We start from the raw sequence: 16,320 nt of genomic DNA, 5'->3' as shown, positions 1-16,320 counted from the left end.
AAAAATGGAAGCGCGCCATTATACTCATCCACGGCACGCCACTCAATGCAAATCAACGCGAAATAAGGGCCTTCGGTCAGGGCCTGGCCAGCTTGACCTGCACCACCGCCACCGGCTGGTCGAGCCAGTCGGCGAAGCTGTCGAGAAAGGCTTGGGTGAAACCGGCCTCGCCCCAGTTGTTGAAGATGAACCCCAGGTTGGAAAAGGCACAGGGCTGCAGGTAGAGGAAGCCGTTGATGTCGTCCTCGAAACCGCACAGAGGGCACGTGAAGTTGTCGCTCACCCCCGGCATCCATTCTTCAAGGCTTTCGAACAACGGCTCGCCTACTTCGCGTCGGCACTCTGGGCAACCGGCTTCTTCCATAAAGCCCTCGGTGGGCGTGTAGATGCAGCGTTTGAGCACCACTTCCAGGCCATTGGCCAGCTCGCCGAACGGCAGTTTTTCCGGGTGCAGCGCGACCTTGCGCGCACCCTCGGCCAGGGCGTGGCCCATGCGGTTGCCGGTACGCCCGCAGGTGGTCAATTGCTCCTCGACGACTTTCTCGCGCACCAGCCAGCGCAGGATCGCCCGGGCGCGGGCTTCGTGCACCGGCACGGTGGACAGTTTGGGAACGATGATGCTCTGGATGTTCATGAACGGGACGGCCTGCGAACTGCGGTAATCGGGCAATTCTACCGTTCAGCCGCCCAGGTAGCGACCGATCAGCGCGAGGCCGCTGGCCAGCACCAGCCAGGTGACCAAGCGCACGAAGGCTTCGCGTGACAGTTTCATGGCCAGGCCTCGCCCTATCCAGAGGCCGACAAACATCACCGGCAGCAAGCAGGCGGCGAGCAGCAACAGGCTGCTGTCGGCATAGACCCCGGCCAACAGGAACAACAACAGGCGCACCACGGTACTGCAACTGATAAGCGCGCTCTGGGTAGCGCGGACCTGTTCCTTGGCCTCCAGCCGCGCATTGAGGTAGATCGCATAAAGGAAGCCGCCGCTGCCGAACAGCGCGCCGAACAGCCCGCCCACGGTGCCCATCGGTACCGCCCAGGCGCCGGCCAGATGTGCCGGACGCACCTTCACCGCCAGGCTGTAGAGCGCGTAGGCGGTGACGAACAGCCCCATCAACAGCAGCAACAGGTCAGACTTGAGCCGTAGCAGGAACGCAACCCCCAGCCCACACCCCAGCGCCATGAACGGCAGCAGGCGCAGCAGCTCGCCGCGTACCACGTCACGCCGCGAGGGCAGGAGGTTGCCGAAGGCAGCGACGAAATCCAACAGCACCAGCAGCGGGATGATCCGTGACAACGGCATGAAATGGATCAGCACGGGCCCGGCCACCAGCGCGGTGCCGAAACCGGCGATGCCGAAGACGATATAGGCCACGCCCACCCCCAAGAGGATGGGCAGCCAATCGAGCGGGGAAAACGACAATTGAGCGAGCATCAGGGCAGTTCCTTGAAAGACCGCTGAAGATTAGCCAGCGACAAGCCATGCCGACTAATATGCCTTTACGCCATGAGCCACCTCAAAAAGGCATGACATGACTTCGATCCGCCAGCTGCGCTACTTCGTCGAAATTGCCGAGGCCGGCAGTTTCAGCGCCGCCGGGGCGCTTGCGAGAAAGCTACTGGACGCCCTGCGCTCGCCACCAGACACTCACGGCATGTAGCGCTCTACCAGGGCAAAGGCGATCGCCGCGGTCTCGGCATCCAGCACACCGTCAAAGTTGCTCGGTCGAAAATGCAGCTGGAACGCCCTGAGCAATGCCCGCACTTGGGTCGGATCGGGGCTTGTCGGGAAGCTGTACCCGTACCGGCGCAGCTTGTCGAGGACGATCTTGATCTGCGGCAGACCGCCCGCGAACCGCTGCTGGTAATGCGCCTTGCGCGCCTCGTCATACCAGGCACCGATACCGGCCTGATGCAGGGCCAGCCAGGGAAAAGCGGCACCTGGGTCACTCTTGCGGCCAATGGCGATATCGCTATGACCGACCACCTGGGTCGGCGTGATGTCCGGATAACGCTGCAGGATCGCCTGGCCCAGCTCGATCAAGGCTTCCACCTGCTGGGGGTGATAGGGTGGGAACACGAACTGGCCATTGCTCACCGATGCCTGGTTGACGATCTCGATCCCAATCGACGTATCGTTCAGGTTGCTACGTCCGGCCCAGCCGCTGACGCCCGCGTGCCAGGCGCGCTCGTTCTCGTCGACGAGGTTGAAGGTGCGCATCGTCTCAAAGCCCGCACTGGCGAAGCTCGGATCGGACGGGTCGGGAACCAGGTAGTGGGCACTGACCTGGCTGCCATTGGCCAGCGCATTGATCGAGCCGTTGAAATTGATGGCGGTGTAATGGAGTACCAGGAATCGCACCCGACGGTTGAAAGCTGTGGACCGGTAGGTGTGGGCATCTATGGGGTACATGGCGAACCTCTTCATGGGATCAGGTGCCCAGGGTGCATCGCCAGGTATCAGGGTCTTAAGCCGGAAATGTTCCCACCGCCGGATGGGCGAGCAGCCGACACAGTGCATCCGCGCGACGGCTCCTTTATGATGCCCGCCATGATCAGAGACCCTTTCGAACGACTCGGCCTGGACCGCGAGGTCCTCACCGTCAGCCAGCTCAACGGCCGCGCCCGCGTGCTGCTGGAAGACGTGTTTCGCAGCGTGTGGGTGGAAGGCGAGATCTCCAACCTCGCCCGCCCAGCTTCCGGCCACCTTTATTTCACCCTCAAGGACAGCGGCGCCCAGGTGCGCTGCGCGCTGTTCCGCCAGAATGCCGCACGGGTACGCCAAGCCCTGCGCGATGGCCTGGCGGTGAAGGTACGTGGCAAGGTCTCGCTGTTCGAGGGCCGCGGCGACTACCAGTTGATCGTCGACGCCGTGGAGCCTGCTGGCGACGGCGCCCTGCGCCTGGCGTTCGAAGCCTTGAAGGAAAAGCTCGGCGCCGAGGGGCTGTTCAGCACCGAACGCAAGCGCCCGCTGCCCGCGCACCCGCAGCGCATCGGCATCATCACCTCGCCCACGGGCGCGGTGATCCGCGACATCATCAGCGTGTTCAAGCGCCGCGCCCCGCAGGTCGAACTCAACCTGATCCCCACCGCCGTGCAAGGCCGCGAAGCCATCGGGCAGATCGTGCGCGCCCTGCAAATGGCCGACAGCCGCGGCTTCGATGCATTGATCCTGGCCCGTGGCGGCGGCTCGCTGGAAGACCTCTGGTGCTTCAACGAAGAAGCCGTGGCCCGTGCCGTGGCCGCCTGCGTGACGCCGATCGTCAGCGCCGTGGGCCATGAAACCGATGTGTCGATCAGCGATTTCGTCGCCGACGTGCGCGCACCGACGCCCTCCGCCGCCGCCGAACTGCTGGCCCCTGACAACAGCGGCCTGCAACAGCGCCTCGACAGCCTGCAACGGCGCCTGCTGCTACGCATTCGCAGCCGCCTGGCCCACGACCAACTGCGCGTGGAAGGCCTGGCCCGGCGCCTGCGCCACCCCGGCGAGCGCCTGCGCCAACAGGCCCAGCGCCTGGACGACCTGGACATGCGCCTGCGTCGGGCCTTCCAGCTGGCCATGCAGCAACGCCACCAGCAACTGGCCCGTCTGGACACACGCCTGGCCGCGCAGCATCCAGGACGCCACCTGAAACTGTTGAGCCAGCGCCTGGACAGCCTCGCCGAGCGTCTGCCAAGGGCCATGCGCGAAGTGCTCAAGGATCGCCGCCAACGCTTCCAGGCCCAGTTGCAGACGCTGCAAGTGGTCAGCCCGCTGGCCACCCTGGCGCGCGGCTACAGCATCCTGCTTGACGAGCGCGGCCAGGCCATTCGCAGCGCCGCCCAGACCCGCAACGGCCAACGCCTGACCGCCCGCCTCAACGAAGGCGAGCTGCAAGTGCGGGTCGAAGACAACCACCAGACCCCGGTCACCCTTTCGCTTCTGGACTGACACATGCCCCGCCTGCTCGCGCCACTGTTCGCCTTCTCCTGCCTGCTGCTGGCCAGCGTCGCCCAGGCCAGCTACATCACCCGGACCTTGAACAAGCCAGTGCCCGGCGGCGTGGCGGTGATCGACCTCGGCCCCGCCGCCAGTGCCCCGAGCGCGCGCTTCGACGGCAAGCCGGTGCTGGTGGTCAAGGAGCAGGATACCTGGCTGGCCATCGTCGGCATCCCGCTGACCCAGAAGCCGGGCACCGCCAGCCTCAGCCAGGATGGGCGCCACCTGGCGTTCACGGTGGGCAGCAAGAAGTACCCCGAGCAGCACATCACCCTGAAGAACAAGCGCCAGGTCAACCCCAACCCCGCCGACCTCAAGCGCATCGACCGCGAACTGGCCGAGCAGGTCGCCGCCTACCGCCAGTTCAGCGCAGGCCTGCCGAGCAACCTGATCCTCGACAAACCGGTCAATGGCCCGCTGTCGAGCAAGTTCGGCGTGCGCCGTTTCTTCAATGGCGAGGAGCGCAACCCGCATTCGGGCTTGGACTTCGCCGTACCGGCGGGTACGCCGATCAAGACCCCGGCCAACGGCAAGGTGATTCTGGTCGGCGACTACTTCTTCAATGGCCAGACCGTGTTCGTCGACCATGGCCAGGGCTTCATCAGCATGTTCTGCCACATGTCGAGGATCGACGTGAAAAAGGGTCAGGTGCTGCGCCGCGGCGAGGTGGTCGGCCGGGTGGGCGCCACCGGGCGGGCGACCGGGCCGCACATGCACTGGAATGTCAGCCTGAACGATGCGCGGGTGGACCCGGCGATCTTCATCGGCGCGTTCCAGCCCTGACTTTTACCGCGCCCTTTTCGCAATCAAGCCCGCTCCTGCCGGTACAGCGAACCCCGAAGGAGCGGGCTGACCGAGAAGGACGCGAGCCGGTGAGCTGCCTTGCGCCATCAAAAAAACCTGCGCAACCACATCTTACAGAACATGAATAAGCAACAATAAAATCTCGACAAACCCACTTTTTTAAGCATTCCTCTCAATTTTTCCCGAGTACTTGCCATCCCCTACCCCACTGGTTAGGGTTGAGGGCATGAAAACCTTCACTACCCTCATTTTGCTCCGTCAACACCGCAGCCTTTGCCTGGTCAGTGCACGACTACCCGGGTAGACCGCGTCGCCTCGCCGCTTCATCTCGTTATCGCCCGGCAGGCCCGATCAGGCCGCACATTAAAGGATTGCTCCAATGACCATGCTCAAAGACCCGTCGAAAAAGTACCGCGCGTTCTCGACCATCGACCTCCCTGACCGCACCTGGCCATCGAAAACCATCACCCAGGCGCCGATCTGGTGCAGCTCCGACCTGCGCGATGGCAACCAGTCGCTGATCGAACCGATGGACGCGGTGAAAAAGCTGCGCTTCTGGAAGACCCTGGTACAAGTAGGCGTGAAGGAAATCGAAGCCTCGTTCCCCTCGGCCTCGCAAACCGACTTCGACTTCGTGCGCACCCTGATCGAAGACGGCCACATCCCGGACGACACCACCATCCAGGTGCTCACCCAGGCCCGTGAAGACCTGATCGCCCGTACCTTCGAGTCGCTGCGCGGGGCCAAGAAGGCCATCGTGCACCTGTACAACGCCACCTGCCCGTCGTTCCGCCGCATCGTCTTCAACCAGGACAAGCAAGGCGTGAAGGACATCGCGGTGAACGCTGCCAAGCTGTTCGTCAAATACGCCGCCCAGCAGCCGGAAACCCAGTGGACCTTCCAGTACTCGCCGGAAACCTTCAGCGCCACCGAGCTCGAGTTCGCCAAGGAAGTCTGCGATGCGGTGATCGAGGTATGGAACCCTACCCCCGAGCACAAGATCATCCTCAACCTGCCGGCCACCGTTGAAGTAGCAACGCCAAACGTCTACGCCGACCAGATCGAATGGTTCTGCCGCAACGTCAACCGCCGCGACAGCGTGATCATCAGCCTGCACACCCACAACGACCGTGGCACTGGCATCGCCGCCACCGAACTGGGCCTGATGGCCGGTGCCGACCGCGCCGAAGGCTGCCTGTTCGGCAACGGCGAGCGCACCGGTAACGTCGACCTGGTGACCCTGGCGCTGAACCTCTACACCCAGGGCATCGATCCGCAACTGGACTTCTCCGACATCGACGGCGTGCGCAAGGTGGTCGAAGAGTGCAACCAACTGCCGGTGCACCCACGTCACCCGTACGTTGGCGACCTGGTCCATACCGCATTCTCCGGCTCGCACCAGGACGCCATCCGCAAGGGCTTCACCCAGCAGAAAGACGACACCCTGTGGGAAGTGCCGTACCTGCCGATCGACCCGGCCGATATCGGCCGTAGCTACGAGGCGGTGATTCGCGTCAACAGCCAGTCGGGCAAGGGCGGTATCACCTACCTGCTCGAACAGGAATATGGCATCAGCCTGCCACGCCGCATGCAGATCGAGTTCAGCCAGGTCGTACAAGGTGAAACCGACCGCCTGGGCCTGGAAATGACCGCCCAGCAGATCTACAAACTGCTGCAGAAGGAATACCTCCAGGCCAACTCGCCGTACGCGCTGGTCAGCCACCGCCTGCAGGAAGAGAACGGCAGCAGCCATGTGCAGGTGGAAGTGTCTGGTGAAGGCGAGACCACGCTGCACTGGCAGGGCAAGGGCAATGGCGCCCTGGAAGCCCTGGTGGCCGGCCTGCCGGTCGCCGTGGAGATCATGGACTACAACGAGCACGCCATCGGCGCCGGCACCAACGCCAAGGCCGCTGCCTACATCGAGCTGCGCGTGGCCGGTGGCCGCCCGGTGCACGGCGTGGGCATCGACGAGAACATCACCACCGCCAGCTTCAAGGCGCTGTTCAGCGCCCTGAACCGCTCGCTGAGCCAGCAGGCAGCTAAAGCGGCCTGATGCCAAAACCCGGCAATATAAAAAGCCCGTATCGAAAGATACGGGCTTTTTTATGCGCAATAGATTCAACCCGATTAATACAAGAACATTAAATTGCACCGATATAGATCAATAATATTTTCAATGTTTATTTATGGTGCACTTTATTTCAATTATTAATAACCCGATTATCTTCCGGAACTTACCAGCCCCATCGTAGAATAATGGCCGCGGGCCATTTAATAACAACAGCAGTGCACGCACTCCTCGAACATCCCTGCTCACGACGAGGCTCTACGTATGCTGACCAACGCCCCCCTGCGCCTGAAGCTGTTATTGATCGTATTGTTCCCACTGTTCGGCTTCCTGCTGCTGTGCTCGCTGTACCTGCTGGACAACTACCGCACCCTGCACGAAATGGAAGATGCCGCCAGCGCCAGCGATACCGCCCAGTCATTGAGCACGCTCATTACCCACCTGCAACGCGAACGCGGCGCCAGTGGTGTATTCATCGGCACCCGTGGCGCCTCGATGGGTGAACGCCTGGGGCAGTTGCGCAAAGCCTCCAGCACAGCCATAGAAACAGTCGACAACTTGCCTGCCGCCAAACAGCAAGATATGCAAACGCTGTTGGTCACGCTCAAGCAACTGCCAGCGTTACGTGAACAAGTCGACAAACTGTCGATCGACAGCGGTGCCTCCGGAGCACGCTATACCGAAATCATCCAGCAACTGATCGGTTATACCCATTCACTGGAAAACCGCGTCAGCGATACCCGCGTGGGCCATGCCCTCAACGCACTCAACCAATTCGTCGAATTGAAGGAGCGTGCCGGGCGCGAACGGGCCTTGCTGGGGGTGATTTTCGCCCAGGACCGCACCGACGCCGCGCTGCTCTCGCGGGTCAACCGCAACCTGGGTGAATTCAGCGCCTACGCCAACGGCTTCCGGCGCAAAGCCCCCGCCGAACTGCTGAGCCAGTACAGCGCACTGACCCAGTCGCCTGCCGCCGCCGAAGTCGCCAGGCTGCAAGCCCTGGTGCTCGAGCGCCCACTGGGCCAGCCATTGGGCATCAACCCACAGGCCTGGTTCGACACCTCGACCCTGCGCATCGACCAGATGACCGAGATCGAACAGCGCCTGGCTCAGCAAGTAGGCGTACTGGCAACCACTGCCCGTGGCGAAGCCAGCCAGACCCTGTGGCTGACGTTGTGCGGCGCCCTGCTCGCCCTGGCACTGGTAACCCTACTGTCGTGGGTCATCATTCGCGGCATCGGCAAAGCGGTTCAGGACATCAACGCCGCGCTCGACAACCTGGCCAACCGTGACCTCAGCGCACGCACCCATTACCGCAGCGCCGACGAGTTCGGGCAGATCGCCAGCAACCTCAACCGCACGGCCGAGGAGCTGACCAGCATCATCCAGGAAATCGGCAACGCCACCGCGCAAGTGGCCACCGCCGCCGAGGAGTCCTCGACGGTCACCTTGCAGACCAACCGCAGCGTCGAGCAGCAACGTCAAAGCACGGAGCTGGTGGCCACCGCCATCAACCAGATGAGCGCCACCGTGCGCGAAGTGGCGCAGAGCACCGCCGACGCCGCCAGCCTGTCGCAGCAGATGCACACCAGCACCGCCCAGGGCCGCCAGGAGATCGACGGCACCATCGAGCTGATCCACGAGCTTTCTGGCCAAGCCCAGCAAACTGCCGAGGTCATCGAGCAGCTCAAGCGCGAAAGCGATGCCATCACCTCGGTGCTCGACGTGATCGGCGACATCGCCAAGCAGACCAACCTGCTGGCCCTGAACGCCGCCATCGAGGCCGCACGCGCTGGCGACCATGGCCGCGGCTTTGCCGTGGTGGCCTCGGAGGTGCGCAGCCTGGCGCAGAAGACCCAGGAGTCGACCGGCAACATCCAGGCGATGATCGCGCGCTTGCAGGCGGGCTCCGAGCGCGCCACCCGCTCCATGGTGCAGACGCTGGAAAAGGCCCGCAGCGGTGCAAGCCGCATTGGCCGCGCTGGCGAGCTACTGGCCGAGATCAGTGAGGGCGTGGCCCAGATCAACGACCGCAATTTGCAGATTGCTTCGGCCGCCGAGGAGCAGAGTGCAGTCACCGACGACATCAACCGCAACGTCACCGAGATCAACGACCTGGTCATCCAGGTGAGTGCGGGTGCCCAGCAGACAGCCGTTACCAGCCAGGAACTGGCGCGGCTGGCCGAGCAACAGCAGCATCTGGTCGCGCGGTTCAAGGTGGCCTGATTGGGGGGAGTTTGAGCAGCGCGACGAGAGCAACTGCGTTGCTCAAAACTGCACAACTCGTGTAGGAGCGGGCTTGCCCGCGAAGGCGACACCGCGGTGCAGGGCACCGGCTTCGACGGTGTTCGCGGCGGTTCAGCACACCGAGAAGACCGTTCCTACAAGCTCTCCACTGCGCTTGAGAGCGGTCTGTACCTGCACTTTTCTACAGACGAACCTTTTTTCAGCAAAACTCATCCGTTGGACCGTCAAACAACTTTAGAGAACAGCCTAAGAAAAAATAGTCCTATTACTTTAACGATTACTCATCTTCACTTTCAACGAAGCCAGTGCCATAGGTGCGAGCCCTACCGCTACGGGCAGGGTACTCACAAGAATGGCTACTGCACTGCCGAAAAAACTGCTGATGAGTCCCGCCAATGGGACAGAAACAAGCATCGATATTTTGAAGAGCGCACTGGTAATCCCGGTGACTCTGCCAAGAAGATCCGTAGGTACCAGCGCCTGTCTTAATGTCCAAGCGGTAATGATCACATAGGCCCCAAATAATCCCACAAGAAAGGCCGAGAAATAGTAAGACTCAACTGTCCCCAGCCCGAGCGGCAACACCCCTGACGCAGCCATTCCAGTACTGCTTATACAAACGGCAGTACGGACATTTACCACACGCATCACGCTGGGTGTGAACACACCGGAAACAATAGAACCCAAAGCGAATAAAACGAGGAGATAAGGCGTTTCACTCAAATTGAATAGCCCACTTTCCGAGGCACTCAGGAGCACGAAAAAAAGATAAATTGCCGTGAAGGAATTGTTGCCAATGACCACATAAACAACCTGCATCAGCGGCTTAATTTGCACAAGCGCCCTAAAACTAAACACAAAAGAACCAGGCGCACCGCGCGCAATGCGCAATGGCTGATTGGAAAACGAATAACGACACAAAAAACTTGAGAGTAAAAAACAAAAAGAAGCAGAAAAAAAAACAAGACCCGACAATTGCAGCTTTAGAATACATGAGACGGCGATGGGTGAAACGATAAGCGCGCAGTGCTCGACGACAAGCAATCCTGCGTTCATGCGCGGGAGTAAATCTATATGCGCGATGCGGGGTAGTATGCAAGCGCGAAGATTGCTCATTGTATAGACGCCAATGGATAGCACACTTAGCAGAACGAACATTCCCAATAATGCCGCCTCTTGCTGAATCGCATAAAATGCCACTCCTAAGCATAGCGCCAGCGCGATCAAGAAACCGAGGTCTCGCGGGTTAACGTCATCTACGAGCTTTCCAGCGAAATAGCCGAAAGCAACTGGCCCCACATAGACGGTCGCCCTCAGCAGCGAGGACATAAATTCATCTCCTGACACACTCAACATGCTTAAGGGAACGTAGATGAAAAGCATTTGCGCCGCACATGCCTCTACAAAAAAAGCAGCAAGCAGACATGCTATTTTTGCCTTTGATTGCTTATCCATAATCAAACGAATTCAGATCTAATCGAACAATCCTAGGTCTCGATCACTCAACTCGTCAACCAGCAAATCAGTATCAATCGTCACTTAATAGTGACATTCCCGCATGCCGAGACGCAATTGTAAAAAATCAATGCAAAGCGTTGAGTTATTCACCAGCAGTGATTAACACTGAATCAGCAACTCACCCACAACAACAAAAACGGAGTGCGTGATGTCAAGAAAAAAAACTGTAGGAAGTTTCAGAAAACTGCTGTTCAACGGCAAGCTCGACATGATCCTTGAGGCACACAGCGGACTCTCGGCTAAAGTAGTCGAAGAGACGGGGTTTCCAGCGATATGGGCCTCGGGACTTGCTATCTCCTCAGCGATGGGGCTTCGCGATTGCAATGAAGCATCGTGGAGTCAGGTCATGGAAGTGGCTCAATGCATAACTGACTCAGTAAATATTCCCGTTCTTTTCGACGGAGACTCGGGTTTCGGAAATTTCAATAATGTAAGACACGTTGTCAAACGCCTGTCGCACTACGGAATTTCCGGAGTTTCTCTAGAAGACAAACAATTTCCAAAAATGAACTCATTCGCCAAACATGAGCACACCTTGGCTACTGTAGATGAATTTTGCGGAAAAATTAAAGCTGCGCAAGACACGAAAGAGGATGACGACTTCACGGTTATTGCTCGCACAGAAGCGTTGGTAGCCGGGATGAGCGTGCAGGCAGCGTTGAAGCGAGCGGAACACTATTACGAAGCAGGTGCCGATGGAATTTTCATTCACTCCAAAAACGGCGACGGGTCCGATGTCCTGGAGTTTAGTAGATGCTGGGAGGGGCGGTGCCCTTTGATAGTTGCCCCAACGACCTACAAGGATGTATCGCCTGAATCACTACAAGAAGTTGGAATTTCGATATATATATGTGCAAACCAAATGATGCGAGCCTCCTTACTGGCCATGCAAAAGGCCGCAGCACAAATACGTGCAGAACATAGCATTCGCAATGTAGATAAAAACATCTGCTCGCTCGCTGAAGTTTTCCAACTCTTGAACTACGATGAACTAAAGGTCGCGGAGCGGATTTATGCACAACAAGGAAGCTAGTATACAGGCTGCCAGCCACACGTTAAAAAGAATCATGCTTGCGAGCAAGAACGTAAAGCTGAGCAATGGTGAAACGCTCCTTGAACATTCGCTTTGGAGTGCCCACCAGGCTTTAACTGAGGGGTGCGCGGGAGAATTAATTGTGGCAGCGTTGTTTCACGACATTGGCCATTATCTATGCACCGGCGACCCTGAAATGACGTCATATGAAAAGGATTGTCACCATGCAGACATGGGAGCCCAGTGGCTATCCCGATGGTTTCCCTTGTCGGTCTGCTCCCCCATACAACTCCATGTTGATGCAAAGCGATATTTAATCGCCACTGATGAAAACTACATAGAAAAGCTAAATCCGGGATCACTGTCAAGTTTAGACAGCCAAGGGGGAGGCATGACAAGTGAAGAAATTTTGGAGTTTCAAAATAAGCCATACCACAATGACGCACTGTCCATCAGAAGGTTCGATGATACGCCGTATAACGGCGAACCCGTAAATGCGTACTCAAGATATGAAAAAATCATCATGACCATAATGAGGTAATGCATGAATAGGACAACATTAGATGCTCACGTGCATCTCCTCATGTGGAAACAGCAAGCGGCGCCGGATTGGCACGCAGTAAGTCAGGCCTTGAATGTAGCGCGCCTTAATGAACTCGATGCAATCTGCATCACCGAACACATCGAAGCTGATGCCTATGAAAAACTAATGCTAGGCCTATTCTCAACCAACCGCCTCGACGGCAACCCACAAAGAGATGGCTCAATTGTAATTGACGGCGTCACCGTACTGCCAGGTGCAGAGCTACAACTCACCAACAACATGAACATCGGCGTACATTCTGAGCTGGAAATATTATTAAGCCTTGACCGACGAGTGGGGAAATACACGCTGGAGACGCTTTATGAACATCTAGAAAAGCAAGGCCGTGCCTTTAAACTAGTAGCGCACCATATATTCTGGCCAGGCAAGACATGCTCAAATCTTGACACTTTAAAGCGCTACGTAAACGCGATAGAAGTTCCGGCCAAAGACCTTACCAACGCCCATAGATACTTGAAATTAGCTTCACAATTACAACTCGACACCACAGGAGGGTCTGACGCTCATTCATTCATATCCGTAGGCACCTGCAAAACAGTCCTTGAAGAAAATAGTCCCCACCCTCAGTTCACCCTGGAAAAATGGTTACACAGCCGTAATACAACGCACGAACCGGACCGCGATTCATTGCGTTTAACTTCGCTGGCTCAAATGCATCGTCGAATGGACAGAGCGAGAAGGAAACCATGAACAATAAGATAACCATTTGCAAAAATAATCTTGAGCGTCTCCTGGGCTCCAGAAAGATGACCATGGAGCACATAAGCGATGTGGCATTCGATCAGCATTTCGCTTACTTCGAGAGCATTGAACATCTGAGGAAACTTTCCAACTATTTAGCGTTGCCGCTAAGCGATCTTTTTTTGGGTAGCACCTCTACCGACCTGACGAATGGCGTGAAAATAGCTAGGCGAGGAACCGGCTTCAAGCGTGAAGAGATAAGGAATGGCGTCCATTGTTATACTTATGAACATTTAGTGACAACCAACCAAGACCCGCGATTGATGGCGTTACGATTGGATGTCCGTGCTGACGACTTTAAGTGCATGCCTTTGAATGACGGGCACGCCTCGAAAGAGATTGTATACGTTACAAAAGGTAGCGTAAGGGTTCGATGGCTTGATTCTGATCAGGAGATCAAAGAAGGAGTTCTGCACCAAGGGGATTCAATTTTCATTCTTCCCAATGTCCCTCACGGCTTTATTAGTAATGTACCAGGAGAGAAGTCAGAGATCATTGCTATCAACTATGGCTAATCGCTGAAAAGTCCCCCAGGTGGCATAGAACAAGATTCACTCTAGCCACCTTCCTGCAGGCAACCAATAGCCATCACAAATTCTACAGGCACGCACCAAGCATCCGTGACGCACTCTTTTATTCACCTGCAAATTAAAAACATTCATGCTTTGTGACTTTCAGAGATTCAAACCGTGAGTATATCAGTCGGATTAATTGGCCTAGGCAAAATGGGTCACGCTATATGCAATCGACTTCTGGACACTGGCGTCGACGTGCACATCCACAACCGAACTTACGAAAAAGCTGAACCCCTAATACGCCGGGGCGCCACTTGGAAAATAAACTTAAAAGCGCTTGCAGCTAGCGCGAACATCATCCTTGTATGTGTTAGCGGCGATGATGCGCTACGAGCGATTTATTACTCTGATCTTGAGGGACTACTTTCTTCGCTCGAAGAAAACCAAACGGTAGTTGATTTCAGCACCCTATCAGCCGAATCCGCGATTGAACTTCATCAAGCGTTCGGAAATATCGGTACGCATTATCTCGAGTGCCCGATCTCCGGGGGCGTAGAGGGTGCTATCAAGGGACAATTGAGCGCTATAGTTTCAGGCAGTCAAGAGGCTTACTCAATTGCACATCCCACACTCACCAAAATCTGTAAATCCATCAGCTACGTCAAACAACCTGGGAAAGCACAGCGCCTTAAAATCCTCAACAATTTGGCAGAATCAATAAATCTAGCCGGGGCACTAGAAGTTATTCATCAAGGCCAGGCATTGGGCCTAGACCTTGATTCGATGGCGGATGTATTCACTTCTTGCCGAGGACGTTCAGCCTACATGCAAGTTTCGCTTGACTATATTCTCTCAGGGTTGACCACTAGTCACGTGACGTTGGCCGTCCGTTGTAAAGACCTGAACTTGGCAAAATCTCAATTACCAGATTTCAAGGCTTATCCCGCTACTGCAATGGCAATTCAGTGCTTCACTGACGCGAAGCGCGCCTTCGGCGACAACGGTGATCAGTGCCAATATTTTTCATTACTCGCCACCGACGGAATGTTAAATCATGAGCCTACGTGAAGATATTGTAATCGAAGACACGACCCTACGGGATGGCGAGCAAGCGCCCGGTATTTCGTTTGGAAGAATAACCAAACTGAAAATCTTCGATGCCCTGATTGATGCGGGTATACGCTGGATTGAGGGTGGTATATACGCAATGGGCGGCACTGAGAGCCGAACATTAAAGGAGATGCTAGAGCGCACACAAGGAACCGACATTCGACTGGTAGGTTGGAACAGGGGCATACGTGCAGACGTAGAGGCATCCCTTGACGCAGGCTACCGATACATACATATCGGCTTACCCACTTCAGAGATACACCTGAAGAACAGCATAAATAAATCAAAGGATTGGCTTGTCAGACAAGCATGCGAATTAATAGACGTGGCAAAACAACGCAACGCTTTTGTCTCAATCAGCGCCGAAGATGTTGCTCGATCAGATTTGTCATTTCTCGTTGATTATGCTGGCCATATCTGCGAAGCGGGAGCCGATAGATTACGCCTCTCGGACACGATTGGAGTACTTACACCTGAGCAATACCACGCCATCATCCACACTGTCACGTCTACTGTAGACATTGATACCCAGTGCCATGCTCATAACGACTTTGGCCTTGGTGTCAGCAATACGATATCTGGCTTGCTCGCTGGAGCTAAATATTTTCATGCCACTGTAAACGGTATTGGTGAGCGAGCGGGAATGCCCGATCTCGCGCAGATGGTAATGTCTCTGAAAATTCAGTACGGAATCGACCTGGGCGTTAAGCTGGAAAAGCTTCAAACACTTTGTGAAATTGTGGCCCATGCGACAGCTTCTCGAATCAATCCTTGGCAGCCTGTCGTGGGGAGCAATATTTTTGCCCACGAGTCTGGCATTCATGCAAAGGGCACCCTTAATAACGGCAAGTCATTTGAGCCCTATGCTCCAAGCCTGGTTGGACGCGAGCGTCACATTGTAGTAGGTAAACATTCTGGACGCGCCTCAATACGATACGCATTAGATCAATTGCACATTATACTTTCAGATGATGAAGTCCATCATCTGCTGCGATTAGTGAGAGAGGTATCCACGATCAAATCACGTGCCTTGACCTTGACCGATGTGGCCATGCTTTGTTCTACCTTAAGGAGAGAAAGGCAGCATGAACAGTAACATCGCCGTGAACATCGATGACTTTAAGCAGCTAATTCAAAAGCGGAAAATGACACTTGACAGTGTTCGAGGTCTCTATGACGACACCGCCGACGGCATTACGATTAACCAAATACAGCTTGAGCGCATTGCCAAGCGCCTCAACTTCACCGCAGCGTATGTAGTTGGCGAGTTGGCTGACAAACATGTGAAGGTGCCAAACTGCGCTCTCAGTTGCCTCATTCAATTCGATCGACTAAAGCACGTGCAGGGTGAGCCTGCTTATTTTTATCGTCACGTGCTCAAGACGCCTGCGGATAACAATCTGCTGGTATTAAGAACTACTCCCCTATTCCCCTCCGCCGAGAAAGCGGTACTCAACACTGGCCACAAGGCCAGGGAATTTGTGTACGTTCTCTCAGGGACCGTCGGCGTAAAATGGGGAACTCACCCACATCTCCAGAACGAGGTACTAACAGAAGGAGACTCCGTTTTTATTGAAGAATGGACTCCACATTGTTTCTATAAACTTGAACCAGCTTCACAGATTCTCGCGGTCGACTACTTGTAAGTACTGAGGTCACCTGCACGCGGCCAGTGGCCATACGATACAAGGGGCAAGTACT

General features: G+C 56.3%; 16 protein-coding genes. 12 read left to right on the top strand and 4 right to left on the bottom strand.

All coding sequences use genetic code 11. From position 1 onward, the window contains the following. Positions 1–76 precede the first annotated feature (76 nt). A complete protein-coding gene (locus tag RAC97_RS02130) occupies positions 77–634 on the bottom strand; it encodes a sugar ABC transporter ATPase (protein ID WP_375100430.1) in 558 nt (185 codons plus the stop codon). A 45-nt stretch (positions 635–679) separates the two neighbouring features. Further along, a complete protein-coding gene (locus tag RAC97_RS02125; protein ID WP_375100431.1) occupies positions 680–1,435 on the bottom strand; it encodes a TSUP family transporter in 756 nt (251 codons plus the stop codon). A 97-nt stretch (positions 1,436–1,532) separates the two neighbouring features. Here RAC97_RS02125 and RAC97_RS02120 point away from each other — a divergent pair, with 97 nt between their 5' ends. Next, the gene (locus RAC97_RS02120; protein ID WP_375100493.1) at positions 1,533–1,661 is read left to right on the top strand and encodes a LysR family transcriptional regulator; all 129 of its coding nucleotides are present in this window, start codon (positions 1,533–1,535) and stop codon (positions 1,659–1,661) included. Here RAC97_RS02120 and RAC97_RS02115 read toward each other — a convergent pair. Continuing rightward, entirely contained in the window at positions 1,649–2,413 is a 765-nt protein-coding gene (locus tag RAC97_RS02115) for an N-acetylmuramoyl-L-alanine amidase (protein ID WP_375100432.1), read from the bottom strand. The genes RAC97_RS02120 and RAC97_RS02115 overlap by 13 nt on opposite strands. 138 nt (positions 2,414–2,551) lie before the next feature. On the opposite strand from RAC97_RS02115, the gene xseA reads away from it, so the two are divergent. From xseA to RAC97_RS02095, 4 genes are all read left to right on the top strand, one after another. Next, positions 2,552–3,931 (top strand): exodeoxyribonuclease VII large subunit, encoded by a 1,380-nt coding sequence (xseA, locus tag RAC97_RS02110; protein ID WP_375100433.1) that lies wholly within the window; start codon positions 2,552–2,554, stop codon positions 3,929–3,931. A gap of 3 nt (positions 3,932–3,934) precedes the next feature. After that, on the top strand, positions 3,935–4,762 hold the full coding sequence (locus tag RAC97_RS02105; protein WP_375100434.1) for a peptidoglycan DD-metalloendopeptidase family protein: 828 nt from the start codon (positions 3,935–3,937) through the stop codon (positions 4,760–4,762). A 400-nt stretch (positions 4,763–5,162) separates the two neighbouring features. After that, the gene (gene leuA, locus RAC97_RS02100) at positions 5,163–6,836 is read left to right on the top strand and encodes a 2-isopropylmalate synthase (protein WP_375100435.1); all 1,674 of its coding nucleotides are present in this window, start codon (positions 5,163–5,165) and stop codon (positions 6,834–6,836) included. Positions 6,837–7,115: 279 nt separating this feature from the next. After that, a complete protein-coding gene (locus RAC97_RS02095) occupies positions 7,116–9,077 on the top strand; it encodes a methyl-accepting chemotaxis protein (RefSeq protein ID WP_375100436.1) in 1,962 nt (653 codons plus the stop codon). A gap of 291 nt (positions 9,078–9,368) precedes the next feature. On the opposite strand, the gene RAC97_RS02090 is transcribed toward RAC97_RS02095, so the two are convergent. Continuing rightward, the gene (locus tag RAC97_RS02090; RefSeq protein ID WP_375100437.1) at positions 9,369–10,553 is read right to left on the bottom strand and encodes an MFS transporter; all 1,185 of its coding nucleotides are present in this window, start codon (positions 10,551–10,553) and stop codon (positions 9,369–9,371) included. Positions 10,554–10,764: 211 nt separating this feature from the next. Here RAC97_RS02090 and aepX point away from each other — a divergent pair, with 211 nt between their 5' ends. From aepX to RAC97_RS02055, 7 genes are all read left to right on the top strand, one after another. Then, on the top strand, positions 10,765–11,649 hold the full coding sequence (gene aepX, locus RAC97_RS02085; RefSeq protein ID WP_375100438.1) for a phosphoenolpyruvate mutase: 885 nt from the start codon (positions 10,765–10,767) through the stop codon (positions 11,647–11,649). Beyond that, a complete protein-coding gene (locus RAC97_RS02080) occupies positions 11,630–12,190 on the top strand; it encodes an HD domain-containing protein (protein ID WP_375100439.1) in 561 nt (186 codons plus the stop codon). The genes aepX and RAC97_RS02080 overlap by 20 nt, the downstream gene beginning before the upstream one ends. Positions 12,191–12,193: 3 nt before the next feature. Then, complete coding sequence (locus tag RAC97_RS02075; RefSeq protein ID WP_375100440.1) at positions 12,194–12,943, top strand: PHP-associated domain-containing protein; 750 nt, start codon at positions 12,194–12,196, stop codon at positions 12,941–12,943. Next, positions 12,940–13,509: a cupin domain-containing protein gene (locus RAC97_RS02070; RefSeq protein ID WP_375100441.1), complete on the top strand. Its 570-nt coding sequence runs from the start codon at positions 12,940–12,942 to the stop codon at positions 13,507–13,509. The genes RAC97_RS02075 and RAC97_RS02070 overlap by 4 nt, the downstream gene beginning before the upstream one ends. Before the next feature lie 174 nt (positions 13,510–13,683). Further along, positions 13,684–14,577: an NAD(P)-dependent oxidoreductase gene (locus RAC97_RS02065; protein ID WP_375100442.1), complete on the top strand. Its 894-nt coding sequence runs from the start codon at positions 13,684–13,686 to the stop codon at positions 14,575–14,577. Beyond that, the gene (locus RAC97_RS02060; RefSeq protein ID WP_375100443.1) at positions 14,564–15,715 is read left to right on the top strand and encodes a hypothetical protein; all 1,152 of its coding nucleotides are present in this window, start codon (positions 14,564–14,566) and stop codon (positions 15,713–15,715) included. The genes RAC97_RS02065 and RAC97_RS02060 overlap by 14 nt, the downstream gene beginning before the upstream one ends. Then, the gene (locus RAC97_RS02055; RefSeq protein ID WP_375100444.1) at positions 15,705–16,265 is read left to right on the top strand and encodes a cupin domain-containing protein; all 561 of its coding nucleotides are present in this window, start codon (positions 15,705–15,707) and stop codon (positions 16,263–16,265) included. The genes RAC97_RS02060 and RAC97_RS02055 overlap by 11 nt, the downstream gene beginning before the upstream one ends. Positions 16,266–16,320 lie beyond the last annotated feature (55 nt).

Origin of the sequence: Pseudomonas sp. LS_2, assembly GCF_042709235.1 — a bacterium.
GTDB lineage: Bacteria > Pseudomonadota > Gammaproteobacteria > Pseudomonadales > Pseudomonadaceae > Aquipseudomonas.
The sequence above is the reverse complement of the archived record's forward strand: the minus strand, read 5'-3'. Positions and strand labels throughout refer to the sequence as shown.

Excerpts from the sequence above, each read along its gene's own strand:
- aepX (WP_375100438.1), top strand. The coding sequence starts at position 10,765 with ATGTCAAGAAAAAAAACTGTAGGAAGTTTCAGAAAACTGCTGTTCAAC.
- RAC97_RS02070 (WP_375100441.1), top strand. The coding sequence starts at position 12,940 with ATGAACAATAAGATAACCATTTGCAAAAATAATCTTGAGCGTCTCCTG.
- RAC97_RS02115 (WP_375100432.1), bottom strand. The coding sequence starts at position 2,413 with ATGTACCCCATAGATGCCCACACCTACCGGTCCACAGCTTTCAACCGT.
- RAC97_RS02130 (WP_375100430.1), bottom strand. The coding sequence starts at position 634 with ATGAACATCCAGAGCATCATCGTTCCCAAACTGTCCACCGTGCCGGTG.
- RAC97_RS02055 (WP_375100444.1), top strand. The coding sequence starts at position 15,705 with ATGAACAGTAACATCGCCGTGAACATCGATGACTTTAAGCAGCTAATT.
- RAC97_RS02090 (WP_375100437.1), bottom strand. The coding sequence starts at position 10,553 with ATGGATAAGCAATCAAAGGCAAAAATAGCATGTCTGCTTGCTGCTTTT.
- leuA (WP_375100435.1), top strand. The coding sequence starts at position 5,163 with ATGACCATGCTCAAAGACCCGTCGAAAAAGTACCGCGCGTTCTCGACC.
- xseA (WP_375100433.1), top strand. The coding sequence starts at position 2,552 with ATGATCAGAGACCCTTTCGAACGACTCGGCCTGGACCGCGAGGTCCTC.
- RAC97_RS02120 (WP_375100493.1), top strand. The coding sequence starts at position 1,533 with ATGACTTCGATCCGCCAGCTGCGCTACTTCGTCGAAATTGCCGAGGCC.
- RAC97_RS02075 (WP_375100440.1), top strand. The coding sequence starts at position 12,194 with ATGAATAGGACAACATTAGATGCTCACGTGCATCTCCTCATGTGGAAA.
- RAC97_RS02095 (WP_375100436.1), top strand. The coding sequence starts at position 7,116 with ATGCTGACCAACGCCCCCCTGCGCCTGAAGCTGTTATTGATCGTATTG.
- RAC97_RS02105 (WP_375100434.1), top strand. The coding sequence starts at position 3,935 with ATGCCCCGCCTGCTCGCGCCACTGTTCGCCTTCTCCTGCCTGCTGCTG.
- RAC97_RS02125 (WP_375100431.1), bottom strand. The coding sequence starts at position 1,435 with ATGCTCGCTCAATTGTCGTTTTCCCCGCTCGATTGGCTGCCCATCCTC.
- RAC97_RS02060 (WP_375100443.1), top strand. The coding sequence starts at position 14,564 with ATGAGCCTACGTGAAGATATTGTAATCGAAGACACGACCCTACGGGAT.
- RAC97_RS02080 (WP_375100439.1), top strand. The coding sequence starts at position 11,630 with ATGCACAACAAGGAAGCTAGTATACAGGCTGCCAGCCACACGTTAAAA.